Below are 21,840 nucleotides of genomic sequence, written 5' to 3' on the forward strand. Positions count from 1 at the left end.
ACGGTCCGGCGTTCGCCGAGATCAACCAGCTCGGATCAGTCCTCGACGATGTGCATGGCCTGCTCCTCGGCGCTGAGCCCACCGCCGTCGCCAGGGCTGTCGGAGCTCTCCTCGCCGACCATTTCGGAGTCGACGTCCTCCCGGGCTCCCTCGTCGGGATCGGTCAGCGACCCGGCCCGCGCCGCGCCGACCTCGGCGTCGCCGAGGAAGTCGTCTGCGGCGTCGATGCTGTCGGGGTCGTCACCGCCGACGCGCGGGTCGGCGTCGAGGCCGGACTCGTTGTCGGGGGCGCCGTAGGCGGAGTCGGGGTCGGGCTCCTCCTGGCGGATCCGTTGCTCGATCGACTCCTCCTGCGCCTGCTCGGCGGCCGTCGTGCCCCACTCGGTGTTGCGCGGCTGGCTGTCCGGTGGCGACCAGGGCTCGTTGTCGCCCTCGCTGGAGTCCAGCAGCTCGTCCTGCGCGCTGCCGGCGTCCGTCGCGTCGTCGATGCTGATGCTCCCGAGGTCGTCCTCGAAGCTCTCCGTGCCGGGTTGGTCGCTCATGGCTCCACCCTGCGCGACGCGGCGGGACCCCGCAAGGTGGGCACCCGGGATACCGACAGGCCGGTGGGCCGGGCGAGCCGGAGCTCAGGCGGCGCGCAGCCGCTCCGCCGCCGCGAGCAGCACGCAGGTCGCGACCGCCTCCATCGCCTCGCTCACCTGCTCGAGCGGCGGGAAGGTCGGGGCGAGGCGGATGTTGCGGTCGCGCGGGTCGTCGCCGTGCGGGAAGGACGCGCCCGCCGGGGTGAGGGCGATCCCGGCGTCCTTGGCCAGCTGCACGACTCGCGAGGCGGTGCCGTCGAGGACGTCGAGGCTGACGAAGTAGCCCCCGGTGGGGTGCGTCCAGGTGGCCACGCCGAGGCCCCCGAGCCGCTCGCTGAGGATGCGCTCCACCTCGGCGAACTTGGGCGCGATGATCTCGCGGTGCTTCACCATGTGGTCGCGCACACCCTGCGGTGACGCGAAGAACTGTGCGTGCCGCAGCTGGTTGACCTTGTCGGGTCCGATGGCGCCCTTGCCCAGGTGGTTGGTGTACCACTTCACCGTCTCGACCGACCCGGCCAGGAAGGCGACGCCGGCGCCGGCCAGCGTGATCTTCGACGTGGACGCGAACATGATCGGCCGGTGCGGGTGGCCTGACGCCGCCGCGAGGGTGAGGATGTCGGCGCTCTTGGCCTCGTCCTCGGTGAGGTGGTGGAACGCGTAGGCGTTGTCCCAGAAGATCTTGAAGTCCGGCGCCGCGGTCGGCATCGACGCGAGCCGGGCGGCGACCTCCTGCGCGACGACCGCTCCCGTGGGGTTGGCGTAGGTCGGCACCAGCCACATGCCCTTGATGCTGGGATCGCTCGCCGCGAGCCGCTCGACCTCCGCCAGGTCGGGACCGTCGTCGTGCATGGGCACGGTGACCATGTCGATGCCGAACCAGTCGAGCAGCGTGAAGTGGCGGTCGTACCCGGGGACCGGGCAGATGAAGGTGACCTTGTCCTCCTGGCCCCACGGGCGCTCGCTGTCGACGCCGCCGTGCAGCCAGAGGTCGACGAGCACCTCGCGCATCATCACCAGGCTGGAGTTGCCGCCGGCCACGACCTGCTCGGGCTCCACCCACAGGAGCTCGGCGAACATCTCGCGCAGCTCCTGGATCCCCTCGAGCCCGCCGTAGTTGCGGGTGTCGACGCCGGCCGCGTCCTTGACGCCGCGGGGCAGGGAGAGCAGCTCCTCGGAGAGGTCGAGCTGGGCGGCGGCGGGCTTGCCGCGGGTGAGGTCGAGGGACAGGCCGCGCGCCTTCAGGGCGTCGTACGCAGCCTGCTGCTCCTGCGCGAAGGCGTCGAGCTCCTCGGCGGAGCGCTCGGCGAGGGGAGTGGTGGCGGTGGCGGTCTGCTCGGTCACGTCCCCCATCGTCCCAGAGCCCCGGTATGCCGCGCAGTCGCCGTCCGCAGCCCGGTCACCCCCGCGTCGCTGTCTCATGCAAAAGGCGAGATAGCGACGGACGGACGGGCTGACGGGTAGGCGTGCGGCCCCCGGGATGGGTAGGCGGGCGGCCCCCGGGATGGGTAGGCGGGCGGCCCCCGGGATGGGTAGCCGAGGTGCACCCAGATGGGCAGGAGGTACCGATGCCCGCGACCCCCGCCGCGCCGGACTCTTGGAGGGCGGCGGCAACGGGTCGCCGCAGCACCACCGATCAAGCAACAGACAAGACAAAGGAACAGTTCAATGAAGCGTTTTCTGATCGAGCGTGAGATCCAGGGTGCCAGCGAGCTCACCATGGAGCAGCTGGCCGAGATCTCCCGCACCTCCAACGCCGCCGTCGCGTCCCTCGGGGTCGAGTACCACTGGGAGCGCAGCTACGTCGCCGGAGACAAGATCTACTGCCTCCACGAGGCGCCGGACGCCGAGACCATCCGCGAGCACGCCCGTCGCGGCGGGTTCCCGTGCGAGGTCGTGGCCGAGGTCGTCGCCGAGTTCGGTCCGCACACCGCGGACGAGTTCGAACGTGAGCGAGTGGGGGCCGTGCAGTGATCGACGCCCAGATGCATGTCTTCCTCACCGAAACCGTCGGCGGCGGCCGGCGGGGAGCTGTCCGGACGGTCGGTCCGCGCAGTGCCCGCCGGATCGTCCTCGACGTCCGTCGCCGTCGCCGGAGCGAGAACCGGTGACCCCCCTCACTGCCCTCGGGGCGCCGCCACGCCCCGGGGGCGGTGAGGTCTTCCGGGACCCGGCCCCCGGCTCGTACCCTGTCGGGGTGGAGCTCGTGGAACGGGAACCGCAGCTGGAGCAGCTCCGCACGGCGCTCCAGCGCAGCCACGACCAGGGGTGCGTCGTCGCCGTGGCCGGGGAGGCCGGGGCAGGCAAGTCCGCGCTGGTCAGGGTCGCCACCACGGGGCAGCAGTGGACCCGGGTCGCGCGTGGGCTCTGCGACCCGCTGGAGACACCACGACCGCTCGGGCCGGTGCGCGACCTGCTCGCCGACCTCGGGGCGCCTGTCGGGGCCGACGCCGGCTCCCCGGTGCCCGTGGCCGAGCGGCTGATCGAGGCGGTCGGGACCGAACCGACCACCTTCGTCATCGAGGACGCGCAGTGGGTCGACGAGGCGTCCGTGGAGGTGCTGCGCTTCCTGGCGCGCCGGGTCGAGACGTTGCCGTTGGTCGTCCTGCTCACCTACCGCGATGGCGAGATCGGCCCGGACCATGCCCTGCGGCCGCTGCTCGGTGACCTCGCCCGGCTCGAGGCGGGCCGCACCATCGTGCTCCAGGGCCTGTCCATCGGCGCCATCCGGACCGTCCTGGACGGCACGGGGATCGACGCCCCCTCGGTGCTCGCGCTCACTGCCGGGAACCCGTTCTTCGTGACCGAGATCGCCCGGCACCCGACCGAGGCCCTGCCTGCGTCGGTCCGCGACGCGGTGCTCGCCAGCACCAGTGCGGTCGACGCCGCAGACCTGGAGGCGCTGCAGGTCATCGCCACCGCCCCCGACTCCCTCGACGACCGGCTGCTGCCGGCCCTCGAGATCGACGTGCCCCAGCTCCGCCGGCTGGAGGCCACCGGGCTGCTCGTCCGGTCGCGCCGCGGCGTGGGCTTCCGGCACGAGCTGGCCCGGCGAGCCGTCGAGGACTCGATTCCGGCCGGTGTGGCTGCTTCCCTGCACACGCGGATGCTCGACGCGCTGGAGGAGCTCGCCGCGGACCCGGCCGTGCTCGCCCACCACGCGCACGCCGCAGGCGACCACGAACGCACCCGGAGGTTCGCTGACCGGGCCGCCGCCGAGGCGGGGCAGGCGGGGTCGCACCGGGAGGCCGCCGCGTTCCTGGAGCTCGCCCTCGCCCATCCCGGAGGTGACCCGGGGGAGCGGGCCGCCCTGCTGGAGCGGCTGAGCTTCCAGCAGTACATGGTGAGCCGGCTGCCCGATGCCGTCGACTCGATCACCGAGGCGGCGCGGCTCTGGGCGGAGGCCCGGGACGACGACGGCGTCGCGGCGGCGCACAGCCGTCGTGCCCTGGTCGAGTACTACTCCGCCCGCAGGGCCGCGGCCGAGCGGCACATCGGGCTGGCGCTCGACCACCGTGACGCCCCGGCCTACGGCGCCGCCCGGTCGCTCGAGATGCTGCTGGCGTTCCGGCGCAACGACGCCGAGGCGACCGCGCTCGGCCGCGTCGAGACCCGCACCCTGGCCGTCGAGCGGGCGGACGACGAGCTGCTCGTGCGCTCGGAGATCCTCGGGACCGCCGGAGACGTCTTGATGGGGGACGACCCGGCCGCGCGGGAGCGGCTGCTCACGCTCGTCCACGACGCCGCCGCCCGGCTGTTCGACGAGACGGCTTCGACCGGGTGGTCGCAGCTCGCCGCCATCGACGTCGAGCAGCGGCGGTTCCGCGACGCCGAGAGCCTGCTGTCGCATTCGCTGCCCTTCACGGTCGACCGCGACATCCCGATCTGCGAGCAGTGGCAGACCGGGGTGCGGTCCCGCCTGCAGTTCGAGCGCGGCCACTGGGAGGCCGGGCTCGAGGATGCGCGGACCGTGCTCGACGGTGGGGCGCCGATCGCGAGCCTCTGGCCGCACCTGGTCGCTGCACTCGTCACCGTGCGTCGCGGCGAGCCGGAGGGCGACGACGGCAGCGAGCACCTCGCGCACGCCGTTGCGCTGGCCGACCTGATGGACGAGCCGCTCGCCCGCCTGGCCGTGATGGCCGCGCTCGCGGAGCGGGCCTGGCTGCTCGACGTCGACGACCCCCGGCTCGCCGACGCCGGACGGCTGCTCGACGAGGTGGGCGGGCTGCCGGGCGTGCAGTGGTCCACCGGGCGCCTCGCCGTGTGGCTGCAGCGGCTCGGCGGCGAGCACGCACCGGCCGCGCTCGCGGCCGGCACCGTCGCCGAGCCCAGCGCGCTGGAGCTGGCCGGCCGGTTCGACGAGGCGGCCGCCCGGTGGACCGAGCTGGGGGCGCCCTACGAAGCGGCCCTCGCCCGCATCGGATCCTCCGACGAGCAGGTGGCCGTCGCCGCCGTGTCCGACCTCGAGACGATGGGAGCGTGGGCGGCCGCGGAGCGGGCCAGGGGCGCCTTGCGCCAGCGAGGGGTGAGCCGCGTGCCGGCCCGGCGCCGTGCCACCACCGTGGCCAACCCGTCGGGCCTGACCTCCCGCCAGCTCGACGTGGCTCGCCTGGTGGCCCTGGGCCTGACCAACGCCGAGCTGGCCCAGAAGCTGTTCATCTCCCCCCGCACCGCCGACCACCACGTCTCGGCCGTGCTGACCAAGCTCGGGCTCGGCACCCGCCGCGAGGTGGTGCGGCGGGCCACCGAGCTGGGGCTCGTGTGACCGGTATGCCCTGTGGTGCGGCGAACGAGCGCCCGGCGAGTTCGCGTTCGGCCGGTCGCCTCACGTATGCTTCTTGCTCGGTTGACTCTGGCCATGCTTCCGGCATGCCCACGCACAGGTCGGACCAACCTCCCGGAACCCTCCGCCCCCGCGGTGAGTTCCGTAGGGCAGTGGCTCAATTGGTAGAGCTCCGGTCTCCAAAACCGGCGGTTGGGGGTTCGAGTCCCTCCTGCCCTGCGTAGCAGGACCTGTGACCGGACCCGGTCGCGGCGAAGGTGGATGAAAGCAGAGGCATCGTGACGGACGTGAGCGCGGGCACCCGCGGCTCTGGTCGCACCGGTCGCAAGAGCGACAAGGGCGGCAACCCCATCTCGCGGTTCTTCCGCTCGCTGTCCCTGTTCGTCAGCCAGATCCTCGACGAGCTGCGCAAGGTCGTGCGGCCGACGCGCTCGGAGCTGATCAACTACACGATCGTCGTGATCGTCTTCGTGACCTTCGTGATGGCGCTGGTCTCGGCGGTCGACTACGGGTTCACCAAGCTCGTCCTGTGGGTCTTCGGCGGCTGACCGCCGCCCTCCCGCAGTCATCCCGGGGTCACCCGGCGAACACCAGAAGGAAGTAGGTCATCAGCGTGTCCGACCAGTGGACCGAGAACGCCGAGCCCGGCACCGACGAGGTGTCGGTCGACGGTGCTGCCGCCGAGCTCGAGACCAGTGAGACCCCGGCGCAGGAGACCTCTGTCGAGGACAGCGTCGTGGACGAGACCGACACCGAGGCCACCGTCGCGGACGAGACCGACACCGACGAGACCGACACCGACGAGGTGGAGGTCGAGCGCGACGAGACCGACGTCGACGGCCAGGTGCACCAGCCGTCCGTGTCGACCCTGACCTTCTCCGACGACGAGGCCGAAGCCGGCACCGACGACTCCGCCGAGGCCTCCGCGGCCGCCGACGAGACGGCCGACGCCGACGTCGACGCGCCCGCGGGTGACCCGGTGCAGGAGTTCAAGGACGCCCTGGCCGCCAAGTTCGGTGACTGGTACGTCGTGCACTCCTACGCGGGCTATGAGAACCGCGTGAAGGCCAACCTCGAGAACCGGACGACCTCCCTCAACATGGAGGACTACATCTTCGAGGCCGAGGTGCCGATGGAAGAGGTCACCGAGATCAAGAACGGCCAGAAGAAGCTGGTCCGTCGGGTCCGGATGCCCGGTTACGTGCTGGTCCGCATGGACCTCACCGACGAGTCGTGGGGCGCCGTGCGGCACACGCCGGGGGTCACCGGCTTCGTCGGCAACGCCCACCAGCCGGTGCCGCTGAGCCTCGACGAGGTCTTCACCATGCTGGCCCCGGCCGACCTCGGGAGCCCGGCCGCGGCCGGTGCGGCCCAGGGTGGCACCTCGGGCAAGCCCAAGGAGGTCGCGGTCGTCGACTTCGAGGTCGGCGAGTCCGTCACCGTCATGGAGGGCCCGTTCGAGACCCTTCCCGCGACGATCTCCGAGATCAACCCCGACACCCAGAAGCTCAAGGTGCTCGTCTCCATCTTCGGCCGGGAGACCCCGGTCGAGCTGTCGTTCAACCAGGTCGCCAAGATCTGATCGCACGGCAGCACCTGTTCCCGGCACCCCGGGAGCATGCAACCGGGTCATCGCCCACGGCGTAGGCCCACCACCCAGAAGGAACAGCAATGCCTCCGAAGAAGAAGGTCTCCGGCTTCATCAAGCTGCAGATCCAGGCCGGTGCGGCCACGCCCGCGCCCCCCGTGGGCCCCGCCCTCGGTCAGCACGGCGTCAACATCATGGAGTTCGTCAAGGCGTACAACGCTGCGACGGAGTCCCAGCGCGGCAACGTCATCCCGGTGGAGATCACGGTCTACGAAGACCGCTCCTTCACGTTCATCACCAAGACGCCGCCGGCCGCCGAGCTGATCAAGAAGGCCGCCGGTGTGCCCAAGGGCTCCGGTGAGCCGCACAAGACCAAGGTCGCCAAGCTGTCGGCCGACCAGGTCCGCGCCATCGCCGAGCAGAAGATGGAAGACCTGAACGCCAACGACATCAACCAGGCGATGAAGATCATCGCCGGCACCGCCCGCTCGATGGGCATTGACACGTCGCTCTGACGACAGGGCCAGGAGCCGACCGAGCGTCAGCGAGGAAGGCCCGCAGCCCCGAGGAAGAGCGACAATCAAGTACCTCTCTGACGAGAGCCGCCCGGTATGCCGCCCACGCGGCATACCGGGGCACGTGGCAGGACCGCGCTGGTCCGATTGACCACACCTCCACCGAAACACTCAGCACAGGAGCAGAAATGAAGCGCAGCAAGGCTTACCGCGAGGCCGCGGAGAAGATCGACGCGGGCAAGAGCTACGCCCCGCTCGAGGCCGTCCGCCTCGCCAAGGGTGCCGCCAAGGCCAAGTACGACGAGACGGTCGAGGTCGCGATGCGACTCGGCGTCGACCCGCGCAAGGCCGACCAGATGGTCCGCGGCACCGTCAACCTCCCGCACGGCACCGGCAAGACCGCCCGCGTCCTCGTGTTCGCCAACGGCGACAAGGCCGAGGCCGCCCGCGAGGCCGGTGCGGACCACGTCGGCTCGGACGAGCTGCTGGAGAAGGTGGCCGGCGGCTGGCTCGACTTCGACGCCGTCGTCGCGACCCCCGACATGATGGGCAAGGTCGGCCGACTCGGCAAGGTGCTCGGCCCGCGTGGCCTCATGCCCAACCCGAAGACCGGCACCGTCACGATGGACACGGCCAAGGCCGTGACCGACATCAAGGGCGGCAAGATCGAGTTCCGCGTCGACAAGCACGCGAACCTGCACTTCATCATCGGCAAGGCGTCGTTCGACGAGAAGTCGCTCGTGGAGAACTACGCCGCAGCCCTCGAAGAGGTCCTGCGCCTCAAGCCGTCCTCCTCGAAGGGCCGCTACATCGAGAAGGCGACCATGTCGACGACGATGGGCCCCGGCATCCCGCTGGACTACACCCGCACCCGCAACCTGCTGGTCGAGGACGAGGTCACCGCCTGAGTCCGCGCCCACCGGCTGCACCACGCGGAGCCCGTCACCCCCGAGGGGTGGCGGGCTCTCGCCGTGCGGCACCACCCGGCGGTTACGATCGTTGGGCAGCACGTATCCGCAGTACGTCGATGGGGGAGATCTCGTGAAGAAGACCATGGTTCCGGCGCTGGCGCTGGTCGCAGCGCTCGGTCTGAGTGCCTGTGGGGACGCCGGCGACGACAGCGGCACCAAGAGCTCGACCAGCTCGACGAGCTCCTCCGGCTCCGCCGCCTCGGGCCCGAAGGCGGGCGCCACCGTCGACGGGGCCGACCTGGCCGCGAAGATGACCGCGGCGATGGTCGAGGCGGGGTCGGGCACGATCTCGATGGACCTCGGCACCGAGGGCAAGGCGAGCGGCGCGTTCTCGATGAAGGGCGGGGTCATGGAGCAGCAGATGACCATGCCGATCGAGGGGCAGACGATGGAGATCGTCTCCACCGGCGGCATCATCTACATGAAGGGCCTGCCCGGGTCGAAGAAGCCGTGGGTGAAGATCGACCCCAAGGCCGACGACCCGATCAGCCAGATGTTCGCGGGGATGACCGGCGACATGGGCGACCCGCGACAGCTCGCCAAGGCGCTCGAGGGCAGCAAGGCGACGGTGGTCAGCTCCACCGGCGACTCGACCACCTACGACGTGACCATCGACCCCAAGACCCTGCTCGGCGGAGCCGCCGCGACGGCCGCACCGTCGGCCGAGCCGGTGAAGGCGCGCTACACGCTCGACGCCAAGGACCTGCCCACCTCCATGGTGGTCGAGGTCCAGGGCCAGAAGCTCACGATCAGCTTCGGCGACTGGGGCAAGCCGGTGTCGATCAAGGCCCCGCCCGCCGACCGGGTCGGCGCCTTCGAGCTGCCCACCTCCTGAGCCGACCCGTGCTCCGGTCGACCGGGCTCCCCACCCGATTTGGTGGGGAGCCCGGCGGCCCGTACTCTGGACCCTGACCAAAGACCGCTCGGTTGTCGCGTGCCACCGCAAGAGGCAGCACGTGACCGAAGGTTCCACCGTGGTGGACGTCCAGCGCAGGCCACGATTCACCCGCCGGAACGGCTCACGAGCCCGGACTGCGTGCGAGCCCCGTGCCCTGTGCACGGGGCTTCTTCCATGTGGGGCCCTCAGCTCCGGCCGGTCGCACCACACGGAAGGGAGGCCACATGGCCAAGGCTGACAAGGCTGCCGCCATCGCCGAGCTGTCGGACAAGTTCCGCACCTCCGGCGCGGCCGTGCTGACCGAGTACCGCGGGCTGTCGGTGAAGCAGATCACCGACCTCCGCAACTCGCTGCGCGGGAACGCCACCTTCGCCGTCGTGAAGAACACGCTCACCGAGCTCGCTGCGAAGGACGCCGGCGTCACGGCGTTCGACGGCCAGCTCGTCGGCCCGTCCGCCATCGCGTTCGTCGATGGTGACCCGGTCGAGGCCGCCAAGGGCCTGCGTGACTTCGCCAAGGCGAACCCCCTCCTCGTGATCAAGGGCGGCGTCCTCGACGGCAAGGCCCTGACTCCCGCGGAGATCACGAAGCTCGCGGACCTCGAGTCCCGCGAGGTTCTCCTGGCCAAGCTGGCCGGTGCCATGCAGGCGTCGCTCAGCCAGGCTGTCTACCTCTTCGCCGCACCGCTGTCGCAGACCGCTCGGGTCGTCGACGCGCTGCGCGCCAAGGTCGAGGCCGAGGGCCCGGTGGCTGCTGCCGCCGCTCCCGCCGCCGAGGCCGAGGTCGCCGAGGCTCCGGCCGAGGCAGCTGCCGAGGAGACCCCCGCCGAGGCCCCCGCGGCCGAGGCAACCGCAGACGTCGCCGAGGGTGGCGACGAGAGCTGACTCCGCCGGGGCAACCCGCGCTGAGCCCGCTCGCACACCAAACCGCCACTCACGGCATACGAAGAAATAGAAAGGACGCCCATCATGGCGAAGCTCTCCACCGACGAGCTCCTTGAGGCTTTCAAGGAAATGACCCTCATCGAGCTCTCCGAGTTCGTGAAGCAGTTCGAGGACACCTTCAACGTCACCGCTGCCGCCCCCGTGGCCGTGGCCGGTGCCGCCCCCGCCGCTGGCGGCGGCGACGCTGGTGCTGCCGAGGAGCAGGACGAGTTCGACGTCATCCTCGAGGCTGCTGGTGACAAGAAGATCCAGGTCATCAAGGAGGTCCGCGCGCTGACCTCCCTCGGCCTGAAGGAGGCCAAGGACCTCGTCGACGGCGCCCCCAAGCCTGTCCTCGAGAAGGTCGACAAGGCTGCGGCCGACAAGGCCAAGGAGGCCCTCGAGGGCGCCGGGGCCACCGTCACCCTCAAGTGATCTGAGCTCCCCTCGGGGAGCACCAGCACACTGCTGCGAAGCGGGTCCGACCACACGGTCGGGCCCGCTTCCGCTGTACCCGGCCGTAACTTCCTCGCACGCACCTCGTTGAGCCTTCCGAACCGGGGCCTGCCACCAGTGGTGGGCGTGGACATCACGACGAGGTGAGCTGTGGGCGTTGAGATCAAGGTCGAGGGACTGACGAAGCGGTTCGGGTCGCAGGTGATCTGGAACGACGTCACCCTGACCCTCCCCGCAGGCGAGATCTCGGTCATGCTCGGGCCCTCCGGCACCGGCAAGTCGGTCTTCCTCAAGACGCTGGTCGGGCTGCTGAAGCCGGACGCCGGCTCGATCTGGATCGAGGGCAGTGACCTGACCCGGCTGCGCGAGAACGACCTCTACGAGATCCGCAAGCTGTTCGGGGTGCTGTTCCAGGACGGCGCGCTGTTCGGCTCGATGAACCTCTACGACAACGTCGCCTTCCCGCTGCGCGAGCACACCCGCAAGAGCGAGTCCGAGGTGCGCTCGATCGTCATGGAGAAGATGGACCTGGTCGGCCTCACCGGGGCCGAGTCCAAGCTGCCCGGCGAGATCTCCGGTGGCATGCGCAAGCGCGCCGGCCTGGCGCGGGCCCTCGTGCTCGACCCCGAGATCCTGCTCATCGACGAGCCCGACTCCGGCCTCGACCCGGTGCGCACGTCCTACATCAACCAGCTCTTCATCGACCTCAACGCGCAGATCGACGCGACCTTCCTCATCGTCACGCACGACATCAACTCGACGCGCACGGTGCCGGACAACATCGGGTTGCTCTACCACAAGCACCTCGCGATGTTCGGGCCGCGCGAGATGCTGCTGAGTTCGGAGGAGCCGGTCGTGCGCCAGTTCCTCAACGCCCAGACGATCGGCCCGATCGGGATGTCCGAGGAGAAGGACGCCGACGAGCTCGCGGCCGAGGCGAAGTCCGGGCAGGAGCTGCCGCCCCTGCCGCCGATCCCGCTGCAGCTCGGCACCAGCGACGGCACTCCCCGACGTGGCGAGCGCCCGGCCGGCCAGTGGTGCCGCGACAACGGCGTCACCCCGCCGCCGGGGTCGTTCCAGTCGCAGAACGCGGGTGTCCCGGGCGTCCGCCCGACCGAGTCGGCCGAACCGACGGCGGTGCCGTCATGAGCAACCCGGCCATCGGAGCCCTGCGCCAGAGCGGCTCGCTCTTCGCCCTCGTCCTGGACGTCATCCGGGCGCTGCCGAAGCGACCGTTCCAGACCAAGGAGTTCATCCAGCAGTGCTGGTTCATCGCCTCGGTCACGATCGTCCCGACCGCGCTGGTGTCCATCCCGTTCGGTGCGGTGATCGCGCTCCAGCTCGGCACGCTGACCCGCCAGCTCGGCGCGCAGTCGTTCACCGGTGCGGCGTCGGTGCTCGCCGTGATCCGCGAGGCCAGCCCCATCGTCACCGCGCTGCTCATCGCCGGGGCCGGCGGCTCGGCCATCTGTGCCGACCTCGGCTCGCGCAAGATCCGCGAGGAGATCGACGCGATGGAGGTGCTCGGCATCAGCCCGATCCAGCGCCTCGTGGTGCCGCGCGTGCTCGCGGCGATGCTCGTGGCGCTGCTGCTCAACGGCCTGGTCTCGGTCGTCGGTGTCGCCGGTGGCTACTTCTTCAACGTGATCATCCAGGGCGGCACCCCGGGGGCCTACATCGCGTCGTTCACCGCCCTGGCCCAGCTGGCCGACCTGTGGACCAGTGAGATCAAGGCGGTCATCTTCGGCTTCATCGCCGCCGTGGTCGCGTCCTACAAGGGGCTGACGGCTGGTGGCGGCCCCAAGGGCGTCGGCGACGCGGTCAACCAGAGCGTCGTCATCACCTTCATGTTCCTGTTCGTCGTGAACTTCGTGGCGAGCGCCGTCTACTTCCAAGTCGTCCCCCAGAAGATCTGAAGGAGGTGCACACCCCATGAGCAAGGTCCTCGACCTCGCCGGTCGACCGGCCCAGGCCCTCGACAGCCTCGGCGAGCAGCTGCGGTTCTACGTCCGCTCGCTGGCCTGGAGCCCGCGCACCCTGCGCCGCTACAAGAAGGAGGTGATGCGCCTCCTCGCCGAGGTGTCCCTCGGTTCCGGTGCCCTCTCTGTCATCGGTGGCACCGTCGGCGTGATCGCCTTCCTCGCGTTCTTCACCGGCAGCCAGGTGGGTCTGCAGGGCTACTCGTCCCTCAACCAGCTCGGCACCGGCGCCTTCACCGGCTTCGTCTCGGCCTACCTCAACACCCGTGAGATCGCGCCGCTGGTCGCCGGGCTGGCGCTCGCGGCGACGGTGGGCTGTGGCTTCACCGCCCAGCTCGGCGCGATGCGGATCTCCGAGGAGGTCGACGCGCTGGAGGTGATGGGGGTGCCGTCGCTGCCGTTCCTGGTGACGACGCGCATGATCGCCGGCTTCGTGGCGGTCGTGCCGCTCTACGTCCTCGGGCTGCTCTCGTCCTACGGCGCGACCAGGTTCATCGTGGTGCACTACTTCGGGCAGTCGGCCGGCACCTACGACCACTACTTCCACCTGTTCCTGCCGCCGATCGACGTCCTCTACTCGTTCCTCAAGGTGATGGTCTTCGCGGTCGTCATCATCCTGATCCACTGCTACTACGGCTACAACGCCAGCGGTGGCCCGGCGGGTGTCGGTGTCGCGGTGGGGAAGGCGGTCCGCACCTCCATCGTCGCGATCAACATCGTCGACTTCTTCTTCTCGCTCGCGGTGTGGGGCGCGACGACGACCGTGCGGATCGCGGGTTGAGCCATGGCTGAGTCCTCCACCGGAACCATGTCGCGCCTGGGCAACCGGGCCTACGGCGTGGGCTTCATCCTCGTCGTGGCCCTTCTCGTGGGGCTGTCGATCGCCTCGTTCCAGAAGCGGTTCACCTCCGTGGTCATGGTCAACCTGCTGACCGACCGGATCGGGTCGCAGCTGCAGACCTCGTCCGACGTGAAGCTCCGCGGCCTGATCGTCGGTGAGGTGCGCAGCATCGAGACGACCGGTGACGGCGCCCGGCTGCAGCTCGCGCTCAAGCCCGAGATGGTCGACCTGATCCCCGCCGACGTCTCCGCGCGACTGCTGCCGAAGACCCTGTTCGGAGAGCGGTTCGTCGACCTGGTGACCCCGGCGGGTGCTCCCGCCAAGCACATCGAGGCGGGCGACACGATCGGGCAGGACCGCACGACGGTCGCGATCGAGCTGGAGAAGGTCTTCGACGACCTGCTCCCGCTGCTGCGCACCGTCCAGCCCGAGAAGCTGTCCGCCACCCTCAACGCGCTCGCCAGCGCCCTTGAGGGGCGCGGCACGCGGCTGGGCGAGAACCTCGTCCTCGTCGACAGCTACTTCAAGGAGATCAACCCCAAGCTTCCGACGATCAAGGCCGACATCAGCGGTCTGGCCGACCTCGCGAGCACGTATGCCGTGGCGGCGCCAGACCTCGTCCGCGCCGCCAAGGCGCTGGTCACCACCTCCACCACCATCGTGGAGAAGAAGGACGCCCTGTCGGGCTTCCTCGTCGGCACCGCGGGCTTCGCCAACACCACCGCCGACTTCCTGGACGCCAACGGCGACCGCATCATCCGCGTCGGAGCCGTGCAGCGCCCGACCGTCGAGGTGCTGGCGAAGTACTCGCCGCAGTACCCGTGCATCGCGACCGCGATGGTCAACTGGATCCCGCGGATCGACGAGGCCTGGCGCGACAAGAAGTTCCACATCACGGTGGAGATCACCAAGCAGCGGTCCGGCTACAAGCCGGGCGAGGAGCCGCGGTGGGGCGAGCGTCGCGGTCCGAGCTGCCAGGGCCTGCCCGGGCGTTACGGCACCCAGGAGAACCCCTGGACCGGCAACCACTTCGACGACGGCGCGAACCACTCCGGCTCGAGCGCGGGCAGCGCCCTGCCGTCGATGTTCTCGGGCCCCTCGGGCCAGTCCATCGTCGGGGCCGACTCCGGCCTGGCGGGCACCGAAGGTGAGCAGGACGTCGTCGCGGCGCTGCTGTCCTCGAGCGGGCAGCGGTCGGCGATCACGACGCTCCTGGCCGGTCCGATGCTGCGTGGAACGGTGGTGAACCAACAATGAGCACCCGTTCCAGCCTGGCCAAGTTCATCGTCTTCGTGGTGGCCACGTTGCTCGCCACCGGGACCCTCGCGGCCACGATCGCGAACACCCAGTTCGGCGACAAGGCCACCTACCACGCCGTGTTCCAGGACGTCACCGGTCTCGCCGCCGGACAGGAGGTCCGCATCGCCGGTGTCCGTGTGGGTGAGGTGAAGTCGATCGCGGTGGCGGCCGACCGCGTGCACGCCACCGTCGAGTTCAACGTGCTGAAGACCAGCGTCCTGACCCAGGGCACCAAGGCGACGATCAAGTACCGCAACCTCGTGGGCGAGCGCTACGTCGCCCTGACCCAGGAGGTCGGGGGAGCGGCGCCGCTCAAGGACGGCGCGACCCTGGGTCTCGACCACACGCAGTCGGCGCTCGACCTCACGGTGCTCTTCAACGGGTTCAAGCCGCTGTTCGCCGCGTTGTCGCCCAAGGACGTCAACGAGCTGTCGAGCAACATCATCAGCGTCCTGCAGGGCGAGGGGGGCAACATCAACTCCCTGCTGTCCAAGACCGCGTCGCTCACCTCCACCCTCGCCGACCGGGACGAGGTCATCGGCCGCACCATCGCCAACCTCAACACCGTGCTCGGCACGGTGGACGAGCACGACGCCGCCCTCAAGGAGCTGATCGACCAGCTGCAGCGGTTCGTCTCCGGGCTCGCCGCCGACCGCAAGACCATCGGCGCCTCGCTGACCAACATCAACAGCCTCACCGCGGAGACGGCCGACCTGCTCAAGGTGACCCGCCCGTCGATCAAGGCCGACATCGCCCACCTGCACGACCTGTCGACCAACCTCAACAAGCCGTCGAACACCGCGACCTTCGAGAAGTTCCTCTCGACCTCGCCGGGCAAGATCAACACGATCACCCGCACCGCCACCTACGGCTCCTGGTTCAACTTCTACATGTGCGACTTCAAGGGCACGATCGTCGTCCCGGCCGCCGTCAAGGGCGCTCCGGCCATCAAGATCCCGGTGAGCAAGCCGGCCGGCCTGTCCGCCGCGAGGTGCTCATGACCATCCCGTTCCGCGAGCGCAACCCCGTCCCGATCGGGGCCGCCGGCCTGCTGGCCATCGGCCTGGTGCTGTTCCTCGCGTTCAACATCCAGACCATCCCGTTCCTCGGGGGCGGTGACCACTACAGCGCGGCCTTCAGCGAGGCCGGTGGCCTGATCGAGGGTGACGACGTCCGCATCGCGGGGGTGAAGGTCGGCAAGGTCGAGAAGGTCGACCTCGCGGGCGACCACGTCGTCGTCGGCTTCAAGGTCACCGAGCCGGTGGCGTTCGGCACCCGCACCGGTGCGAGCGTGCGGATGAAGACCCTGCTCGGGGCGAAGTACCTCGCCCTCGAGCCGGGTGGCGGTGGCCAGCTCAAGGAGGACAGCGAGATCCCGCTGGACCGGACCGTCTCGTCCTACGACATCGTGAACGCCTTCACCGACCTCGCGACCACCTCGGAGCGGATCGACACCGACCAGCTGGCGAAGTCGCTGACCACCCTGGCCACCGAGTTCAAGGACAGCCCGCCCGACGTGAAGGCTGCCCTCGACGGGCTGAGCCGGCTCTCGAACACGATCGCCTCCCGCGACGACGAGCTCCGTCGGCTGCTGGCTTCCGCGAACTCCGTCAGCGGCACCGTGGCCCAGCGCAACAAGGCAGTGGAGTCGATCATCAAGAACGCCGACCTGCTGATGGTGGAGCTGAACGCCCGGCGCGACGCCATCCACACGCTCTTCACCAACACCTCGGCGATGGCCCAGCAGATCACCGGTCTGGTGCGCGACAACCGCACCGAGCTCAAGCCCGCGCTCGACCAGCTGACCAAGGTGCTTGCCGTGCTGCAGAAGCACGAGAAGGACCTCGGCGACACGATCCAGGCGATGGGTCCCTTCACCCGGCTGTTCGCCAACGTGCTGGGCAACGGCCGCTGGTTCGACACCTACATCGCGAACCTCACCACCCCCGTCTCCGCGGGAGGCAACTGATGATGCGCCTGCCCACCGTGCCCCGCGTCGGCCTCATCCCGAGGCTCGTCGCCGCCCTCGTCGTGGTCGCGCTGGCCGCCGGCGCGTACGCCTTCTGGCCGCGCCAGGACGACCTCCACGTGACCGGGGAGTTCACCCGCGCGGTCGGCCTCTTCCCGGGTTCGGACGTCCGCATCCTCGGCGTCGCCGTCGGCAAGGTCACCGAGGTCACCCCCAAGGGCGACAAGGTCGAGGTGAAGTTCCAGTTCGACCGCAAGTACAAGGTGCCCGCGGACGCGAAGGCGGCCGTGGTGGCCCCCTCGCTGGTGAGCGACCGCTACGTGCAGCTGCTGCCGGCCTACACCTCGGGTCCGGTCATGAAGGACGACGCGCAGATCGGGCTGGACCGCACCGCGGTCCCGGTGGAGCTGGACCGGATCTCCTCGAGCCTCGACGACCTGCTGGTCGCCCTCGGCCCCAACGGCGCCAACAAGGACGGTGCCTTCGCGGACGTGCTCGACACCGGCGCCAAGAACCTCGACGGGCAGGGCCAGAAGCTGCACGACACCAACCGCGACCTGTCCAAGGCACTGGAGACGCTGTCGGGCGGTCGCAACGACCTGTTCGGGACGGTGAAGAACCTGCAGGCCTTCACGACCATGCTGGCCACCAACGACGACCAGGTGCGGCGGCTGAACACCGACCTCGCCAACGTGTCGGTGCAGCTGGACGGCGAGCGCGACGACCTGGCGGCCGCGCTGAAGAACCTGGCCGTCGCGCTCAGCGAGGTCAGCTCCTTCGTGCACGACAACCGCGCGGGCCTCACGACGAACCTGAAGCAGCTGGCCGACGTGACCGGCACGATCGCGAAGCAGCGCGACGCCCTGGCGGAGACGCTGACCAACGCCCCCGTGGCCGTGAGCAACCTGCAGAACGCCTACAACCCCCAGACCGGCACCCTCGACACCCGCGCCAACGTCAACGAGAACCTCAAGCTCCAGAACCTGCTGTGCAGCCTGATCACCGAGGGCGGTCAGTCGGCCTCGCTGTGCAAGACCGTCAACGGCGTGCTCAAGCCGGTCGAGGACCTGCTCGACACGCTCGACGGGCTGGGCGTGAAGCTGCCCCTCGACCTGCTGTCGGCGCTGCCGCAGTCCCAGAGCGGCGGCGCGACGTCCGGCCCGTCGGCGACCGGCAGCACGGTCCGGATGCGTGGCGCCGACCCGACCCTGGGTGGCCTCCTGGGAGGCACCCGATGAGGAACCCGATGAGCCACCAGCCGACCACCACCCGGACCAGCGGGACCACCACCGGTATGGCGCGTGGCCGGCGGCTGCTCTCCGGCGCGGTCGTGGCCGCCACCGTCCTCGGTGTGTCCGGGTGCCAGGGCGCCTTCGACCTGCCGCTCCCGGGCGGTGCCGCCAACCGCGGCGACATCTTCCGGGTCACCGCGGAGTTCGCCGACGTGCTCGACCTGGTGCCGCAGTCGTCGGTCAAGGTCGACCAGGTCACCGTCGGCTCGGTCGAGAAGATCGAGCTCAACGGCTGGACCGCCCGGGTGACCCTGCGCCTCCCGAAGGACGTGGACCTGCCGGACAACGCCGTCGCCGAGCTCAAGCAGACCTCCCTGCTGGGTGAGAAGTACGTCCAGCTGTCGCCGCCTACGACGGGCGCGCCCGAGGGGCACCTGGGGGAGGGGGACAACATCCCGTTGGCGCGCACCGGCCGCAACCCCGAGGTCGAGGAGGTCCTCAGCGCGATGTCGCTGCTGCTCAACGGCGGCGGGGTGGCCCAGCTCAAGGTGATCGAGACCGAGCTCAACAACGCCATGCGCGGCAACCAGGCGCAGATCAAGGACGTCATCAAGCAGCTCGACACGTTCGTCGGGGGGCTCGACCAGCAGAAGTCGGAGATCGTCCGCGCGATCGACAACATCGACAAGCTCTCGGCCAGGCTGGCCGCCCAGAAGGACGACATCGCCGCCGCGCTCGAAGCCCTGCCCAAGGGCCTGAAGGTGCTCGCCGACCAGCGCCAGCAGCTGGTGCAGATGCTCCAGGCGCTGAGCCGTCTCGGCGCCGTCGGCACCCAGGTGATCCAGCAGAGCAAGGCCGACACGGCCGCCAACCTCAAGGCGCTGGCGCCGATCCTGGCGCAGCTGACCAAGGCCGGCGACGACCTGCCGAAGTCGCTCCAGCTGCTGCTGACCTACCCGTTCTCCGACGCGACGACCGGGGCGATGCGGGGCGACTTCACCAACATGTCGGCCGACCTCGACCTCAACCTCAGCAACCTCGCGGGCAACCTGGGCATCCCGACCACCCCGCCCGGTGGCGGTGGCCTCCCGACCACCCCGCCCAGCCTCCCGACCCTGCCCATCCCCAGCGTGACCATCCCGCCGCTGCCGGGCGCTCCCACCCCGACCGGCACCCAGCCGCCGTGCACCATCCCGCTCCTCTGCCCCGGAGGTGGGTCGTGATCCGCCGGTCCGTGCAGGTGCAGCTGTTCGCCTTCCTGCTCCTCACGTTGTTCACCGTCTCGATCCTGTCGGCGCGCTACGTCGGCCTCTACGACCGGGTGGCCGGCGGGCAGTACCACGTGACGGCCGACTTCGAGCAGTCCGGCGGCATCTTCGTCGGCTCCGAGGTCTCCTACCGCGGCGTCACCGTCGGCACGGTCGACGACCTGCGGCTGTCCAAGGACGGCGTGGTCGTCGACGCGAAGATCAAGCGCGGCGTGCGGATCCCCAAGGACACCAAGGTCGTCGTCGAGAACCGCTCCGCCGTCGGCGAGCAGTACCTCGACTTCCAGCCGCGCAGCGACCGGGGCCCCGTGCTCGCCGACGGCGACGCGATCCCACGCAAGGACACGGCATACCCCCTACGGGTCGACACGCTCCTCCTGGACCTCGACCAGACCGTCAACTCGGTCGACAAGCAGGACCTGTCGACCGTGGTCGACGAGCTCGGCAAGGGCTTCGCCGACGGCGGCGAGGACCTCCAGCGGCTGATCGACAGCGGTGACCGGCTCACCCGGTCGGCGACCGAGGCGCTGCCGGAGACGAAGAAGCTGATCGACGACGGCCGGATCGTGCTCGACACGCAGCGCGACTCCTCCGGCGACATCAAGGTGTTCGCGAAGAACTTCGCCGACCTGTCCGAGACCCTCAAGGGCTCGGACGGCGACCTGCGGCTCATCCTCGACCGGGGCGCCGTCGCCTCCAAGGAGCTGGACACCCTCGTCAAGGACAACCGGGGCAACCTCGCCGCGCTGTTGGCCAACCTGATCACCATCGGCCAGGTCACCACCGCTCGCGTGGACGGCATCCAGCAGCTGCTCGTCACCTACCCCGACGTGGTCGCCGGTGGCTACACCGTGGTGCCCGGCGACGGGTCGGCGCACTTCGGGCTGGCGCTGGCCCAGGACCCCCCGGTCTGCACGCAGGGCTACGGCGGCACGAAGAAGAAGAGCACCCGCGACCTCAGCAACACCAAGGCCAACACCTCGGCCAGGTGCACCGCCCCCCGCGGCTCGGGCACCAGCGTCCGCGGCGCGCAGAACGCCCCCGGGCCCTCGTCGAGCACGAACTCCACCGTTCCGTTCGCTTTCGGCGACCAACCCGTATCCCCGGGCATGGCTGCGTCGTTGGGCATGTCGACGCCACAGGTTTCGGTTCCTGTTCCTCCCGCCGGGGGTGAGAGCAGCGAGGCCTCGTGGTTGTGGATCATGAAGGAGGCTGCTCGATGAGCTCGATCACCGCCCCTGCCGGCGCCGTCCGCGCCAGGGCCCTGACCGTCACCCCACGCCTCGTGTGGGCCGTGGTGGCCGTGGCCCTCGTCGCGAGCCTCGCGCTGGCGGCCACCCGTGGCCGCGACTGGTATGCCGCGCGGCAGACCGAGGCGGCCAACGCGTCGGCCGTGGCCGCCGCCAGGCAGCTGGCCATCAACTTCGTCACCGTCGACTACGCAAAGGTCGACGCGGACGTGGCCCGCGTGAAGGCGGGTGCGACGGGCGAGTTCCTCAAGAGCTACTCGGCCTCGACGGCCGACCTGACCAAGGTGCTGGTGGCCAACAAGACCGTCTCGACGGTCCAACGCACCGAGGCCTCGCTGGTCTCCGGTGACCGCGACTCGGCCGTGGCCCTCGTCGGGGTGGTCGCGCCGACCAGGAACACCGCCGTGCCGAACGGCGAGACCAAGACCTACCGGATGCGGCTCGACCTGCGCCTGGTGGGCGACGCATGGAAGGTGGAGAACCTTGAGTTCGTCGGTTGAGACCAGGCCCAGGTCCCGTCCCAAGGTGGCGGGGGAGCGGTCGCGCGTCCGCACCCCCGAGGGACACCGTCGCGAGTCGAGCACCGAGGCGCACCTGCAGCGCGCCGTCGCCGAGCTCGAGGTGGCCGAGCCGACGGCCCCGAGGAAGCTGCGGCTGACGAGGCCGAGGCGACCCGAGGCCGGCACCGCGACCTTCGCGGCCGTGGACGCGGTCGAGGCTGGCGAGACGCAGGCGGTCACGGCGACCGTCGGTCGTCGGCGATGGGCCGCGCCGCTGATCGCGCTCGTGGTGGCGCTGGCCCTGCTCGCGGTCGTCGTGGGGGTCAGCCTGCGCGACCCGGGCGCCCAGGCCCGCACCGACCGGGCTGCGGCCAGCCAGGCCCGCACCTCGATCGAGCAGCTGCTCAGCTACAACTACAAGACCATCGACGCCCAGGCGGCCCAGGTGGAGGGCCTGCTGACAGGGTCGTTCAAGGGTGAGTTCAGCGCGGCGATGGCCAAGGACATCAAGCCGCTCGCGGTGCAGAACCAGACCGTCGTGCAGGCCAAGGTCTCCGACCTCGGGGTGATGAGCTCCTCGGACCGCACGGTCAAGGTGCTCGCCTTCGTCAACCAGGCCCGTGTCGGCACCGACCAGAAGGAGCCGGTGGTCGACCAGAACCGCGTCATCGCGACCCTGACGAAGGTCGGCGACCGGTGGTTGATCAGCAAGCTGGAGGCCTTCTAGGAGGCCGCGACACCCCCGCTGACCTGCGACGACCCACCCCGATCGGGGTGGGTCGTGGTC

The 21,840-nt window shown here is 70.1% G+C and carries 22 protein-coding genes and 1 tRNA gene; 21 read left to right on the plus strand and 2 right to left on the minus strand.

Annotated elements, in window-relative coordinates; translation table 11 throughout:
• Nucleotides 1–35 precede the first annotated feature (35 nt).
• Nucleotides 36–542 carry a DUF5709 domain-containing protein gene (locus tag BLQ34_RS18335; protein ID WP_091788851.1) on the minus strand — a complete coding sequence of 169 codons (507 nt, stop codon included), beginning with the start codon at nt 540–542 and terminating at the stop codon, nt 36–38.
• An 84-nt stretch (nt 543–626) separates the two neighbouring features.
• Complete coding sequence (locus BLQ34_RS18340) at nt 627–1,925, minus strand: aminotransferase class I/II-fold pyridoxal phosphate-dependent enzyme (protein WP_231961357.1); 1,299 nt, start codon at nt 1,923–1,925, stop codon at nt 627–629.
• A gap of 324 nt (nt 1,926–2,249) precedes the next feature.
• Here BLQ34_RS18340 and BLQ34_RS18345 point away from each other — a divergent pair, with 324 nt between their 5' ends.
• The 21 genes from BLQ34_RS18345 (at nt 2,250) to BLQ34_RS18445 (ending at nt 21,780) form a co-directional block, all read left to right on the plus strand.
• Nucleotides 2,250–2,555 (plus strand): DUF4242 domain-containing protein, encoded by a 306-nt coding sequence (locus tag BLQ34_RS18345; protein ID WP_091788857.1) that lies wholly within the window; start codon nt 2,250–2,252, stop codon nt 2,553–2,555.
• Nucleotides 2,556–2,778: 223 nt separating this feature from the next.
• Entirely contained in the window at nt 2,779–5,346 is a 2,568-nt protein-coding gene (locus tag BLQ34_RS18350) for an AAA family ATPase (RefSeq protein ID WP_091788860.1), read from the plus strand.
• A gap of 164 nt (nt 5,347–5,510) precedes the next feature.
• Nucleotides 5,511–5,583: transfer RNA gene (locus BLQ34_RS18355), tRNA-Trp, on the plus strand.
• A gap of 59 nt (nt 5,584–5,642) precedes the next feature.
• The gene (gene secE / locus BLQ34_RS18360; RefSeq protein WP_091788862.1) at nt 5,643–5,912 is read left to right on the plus strand and encodes a preprotein translocase subunit SecE; all 270 of its coding nucleotides are present in this window, start codon (nt 5,643–5,645) and stop codon (nt 5,910–5,912) included.
• A gap of 65 nt (nt 5,913–5,977) precedes the next feature.
• The gene (nusG, locus tag BLQ34_RS18365) at nt 5,978–6,946 is read left to right on the plus strand and encodes a transcription termination/antitermination protein NusG (RefSeq protein ID WP_091788865.1); all 969 of its coding nucleotides are present in this window, start codon (nt 5,978–5,980) and stop codon (nt 6,944–6,946) included.
• Between the two features lie 89 nt (nt 6,947–7,035).
• On the plus strand, nt 7,036–7,467 hold the full coding sequence (rplK, locus tag BLQ34_RS18370) for a 50S ribosomal protein L11 (RefSeq protein ID WP_091788868.1): 432 nt from the start codon (nt 7,036–7,038) through the stop codon (nt 7,465–7,467).
• A 188-nt stretch (nt 7,468–7,655) separates the two neighbouring features.
• The gene (gene rplA / locus BLQ34_RS18375; RefSeq protein WP_091788871.1) at nt 7,656–8,375 is read left to right on the plus strand and encodes a 50S ribosomal protein L1; all 720 of its coding nucleotides are present in this window, start codon (nt 7,656–7,658) and stop codon (nt 8,373–8,375) included.
• A 133-nt stretch (nt 8,376–8,508) separates the two neighbouring features.
• Nucleotides 8,509–9,273: a hypothetical protein gene (locus BLQ34_RS18380; RefSeq protein ID WP_091788874.1), complete on the plus strand. Its 765-nt coding sequence runs from the start codon at nt 8,509–8,511 to the stop codon at nt 9,271–9,273.
• 287 nt (nt 9,274–9,560) lie between these two features.
• Nucleotides 9,561–10,220 carry a 50S ribosomal protein L10 gene (gene rplJ, locus BLQ34_RS18385; RefSeq protein ID WP_091788878.1) on the plus strand — a complete coding sequence of 220 codons (660 nt, stop codon included), beginning with the start codon at nt 9,561–9,563 and terminating at the stop codon, nt 10,218–10,220.
• A gap of 84 nt (nt 10,221–10,304) precedes the next feature.
• On the plus strand, nt 10,305–10,694 hold the full coding sequence (gene rplL, locus BLQ34_RS18390; RefSeq protein WP_091788881.1) for a 50S ribosomal protein L7/L12: 390 nt from the start codon (nt 10,305–10,307) through the stop codon (nt 10,692–10,694).
• 171 nt (nt 10,695–10,865) lie between these two features.
• Nucleotides 10,866–11,864, plus strand: a complete 999-nt coding sequence (locus BLQ34_RS18395) for an ABC transporter ATP-binding protein (protein WP_091788884.1) — start codon at nt 10,866–10,868, stop codon at nt 11,862–11,864.
• Nucleotides 11,861–12,631, plus strand: a complete 771-nt coding sequence (locus BLQ34_RS18400) for an MlaE family ABC transporter permease (RefSeq protein ID WP_091788887.1) — start codon at nt 11,861–11,863, stop codon at nt 12,629–12,631. The genes BLQ34_RS18395 and BLQ34_RS18400 overlap by 4 nt, the downstream gene beginning before the upstream one ends.
• 16 nt (nt 12,632–12,647) lie before the next feature.
• Entirely contained in the window at nt 12,648–13,475 is an 828-nt protein-coding gene (locus tag BLQ34_RS18405; protein WP_091788890.1) for an MlaE family ABC transporter permease, read from the plus strand.
• Nucleotides 13,476–13,478: 3 nt separating this feature from the next.
• The gene (locus BLQ34_RS18410) at nt 13,479–14,792 is read left to right on the plus strand and encodes an MCE family protein (protein ID WP_091788893.1); all 1,314 of its coding nucleotides are present in this window, start codon (nt 13,479–13,481) and stop codon (nt 14,790–14,792) included.
• A complete protein-coding gene (locus BLQ34_RS18415; RefSeq protein ID WP_091788897.1) occupies nt 14,789–15,835 on the plus strand; it encodes an MCE family protein in 1,047 nt (348 codons plus the stop codon). The genes BLQ34_RS18410 and BLQ34_RS18415 overlap by 4 nt, the downstream gene beginning before the upstream one ends.
• Nucleotides 15,832–16,803: an MCE family protein gene (locus BLQ34_RS18420; protein ID WP_091788900.1), complete on the plus strand. Its 972-nt coding sequence runs from the start codon at nt 15,832–15,834 to the stop codon at nt 16,801–16,803. The genes BLQ34_RS18415 and BLQ34_RS18420 overlap by 4 nt, the downstream gene beginning before the upstream one ends.
• The gene (locus BLQ34_RS18425) at nt 16,803–18,041 is read left to right on the plus strand and encodes an MCE family protein (RefSeq protein ID WP_091788903.1); all 1,239 of its coding nucleotides are present in this window, start codon (nt 16,803–16,805) and stop codon (nt 18,039–18,041) included. The genes BLQ34_RS18420 and BLQ34_RS18425 overlap by 1 nt, the downstream gene beginning before the upstream one ends.
• An 8-nt stretch (nt 18,042–18,049) precedes the next feature.
• Nucleotides 18,050–19,258 carry an MCE family protein gene (locus BLQ34_RS18430; RefSeq protein WP_231961358.1) on the plus strand — a complete coding sequence of 403 codons (1,209 nt, stop codon included), beginning with the start codon at nt 18,050–18,052 and terminating at the stop codon, nt 19,256–19,258.
• The gene (locus BLQ34_RS18435; RefSeq protein ID WP_091788905.1) at nt 19,255–20,526 is read left to right on the plus strand and encodes an MCE family protein; all 1,272 of its coding nucleotides are present in this window, start codon (nt 19,255–19,257) and stop codon (nt 20,524–20,526) included. The genes BLQ34_RS18430 and BLQ34_RS18435 overlap by 4 nt, the downstream gene beginning before the upstream one ends.
• Nucleotides 20,523–21,053 carry a hypothetical protein gene (locus BLQ34_RS18440; protein ID WP_231961359.1) on the plus strand — a complete coding sequence of 177 codons (531 nt, stop codon included), beginning with the start codon at nt 20,523–20,525 and terminating at the stop codon, nt 21,051–21,053. Before BLQ34_RS18435 ends, BLQ34_RS18440 begins: the two co-directional genes overlap by 4 nt.
• A 25-nt stretch (nt 21,054–21,078) precedes the next feature.
• Complete coding sequence (locus tag BLQ34_RS18445; protein WP_091788908.1) at nt 21,079–21,780, plus strand: hypothetical protein; 702 nt, start codon at nt 21,079–21,081, stop codon at nt 21,778–21,780.
• The last annotated feature ends 60 nt before the right edge of the window (nt 21,781–21,840 follow it).

Origin of the sequence: Pedococcus dokdonensis, from assembly GCF_900104525.1 — a bacterium.
Classification (GTDB): Bacteria; Actinomycetota; Actinomycetes; order Actinomycetales; family Dermatophilaceae; genus Pedococcus; species Pedococcus dokdonensis.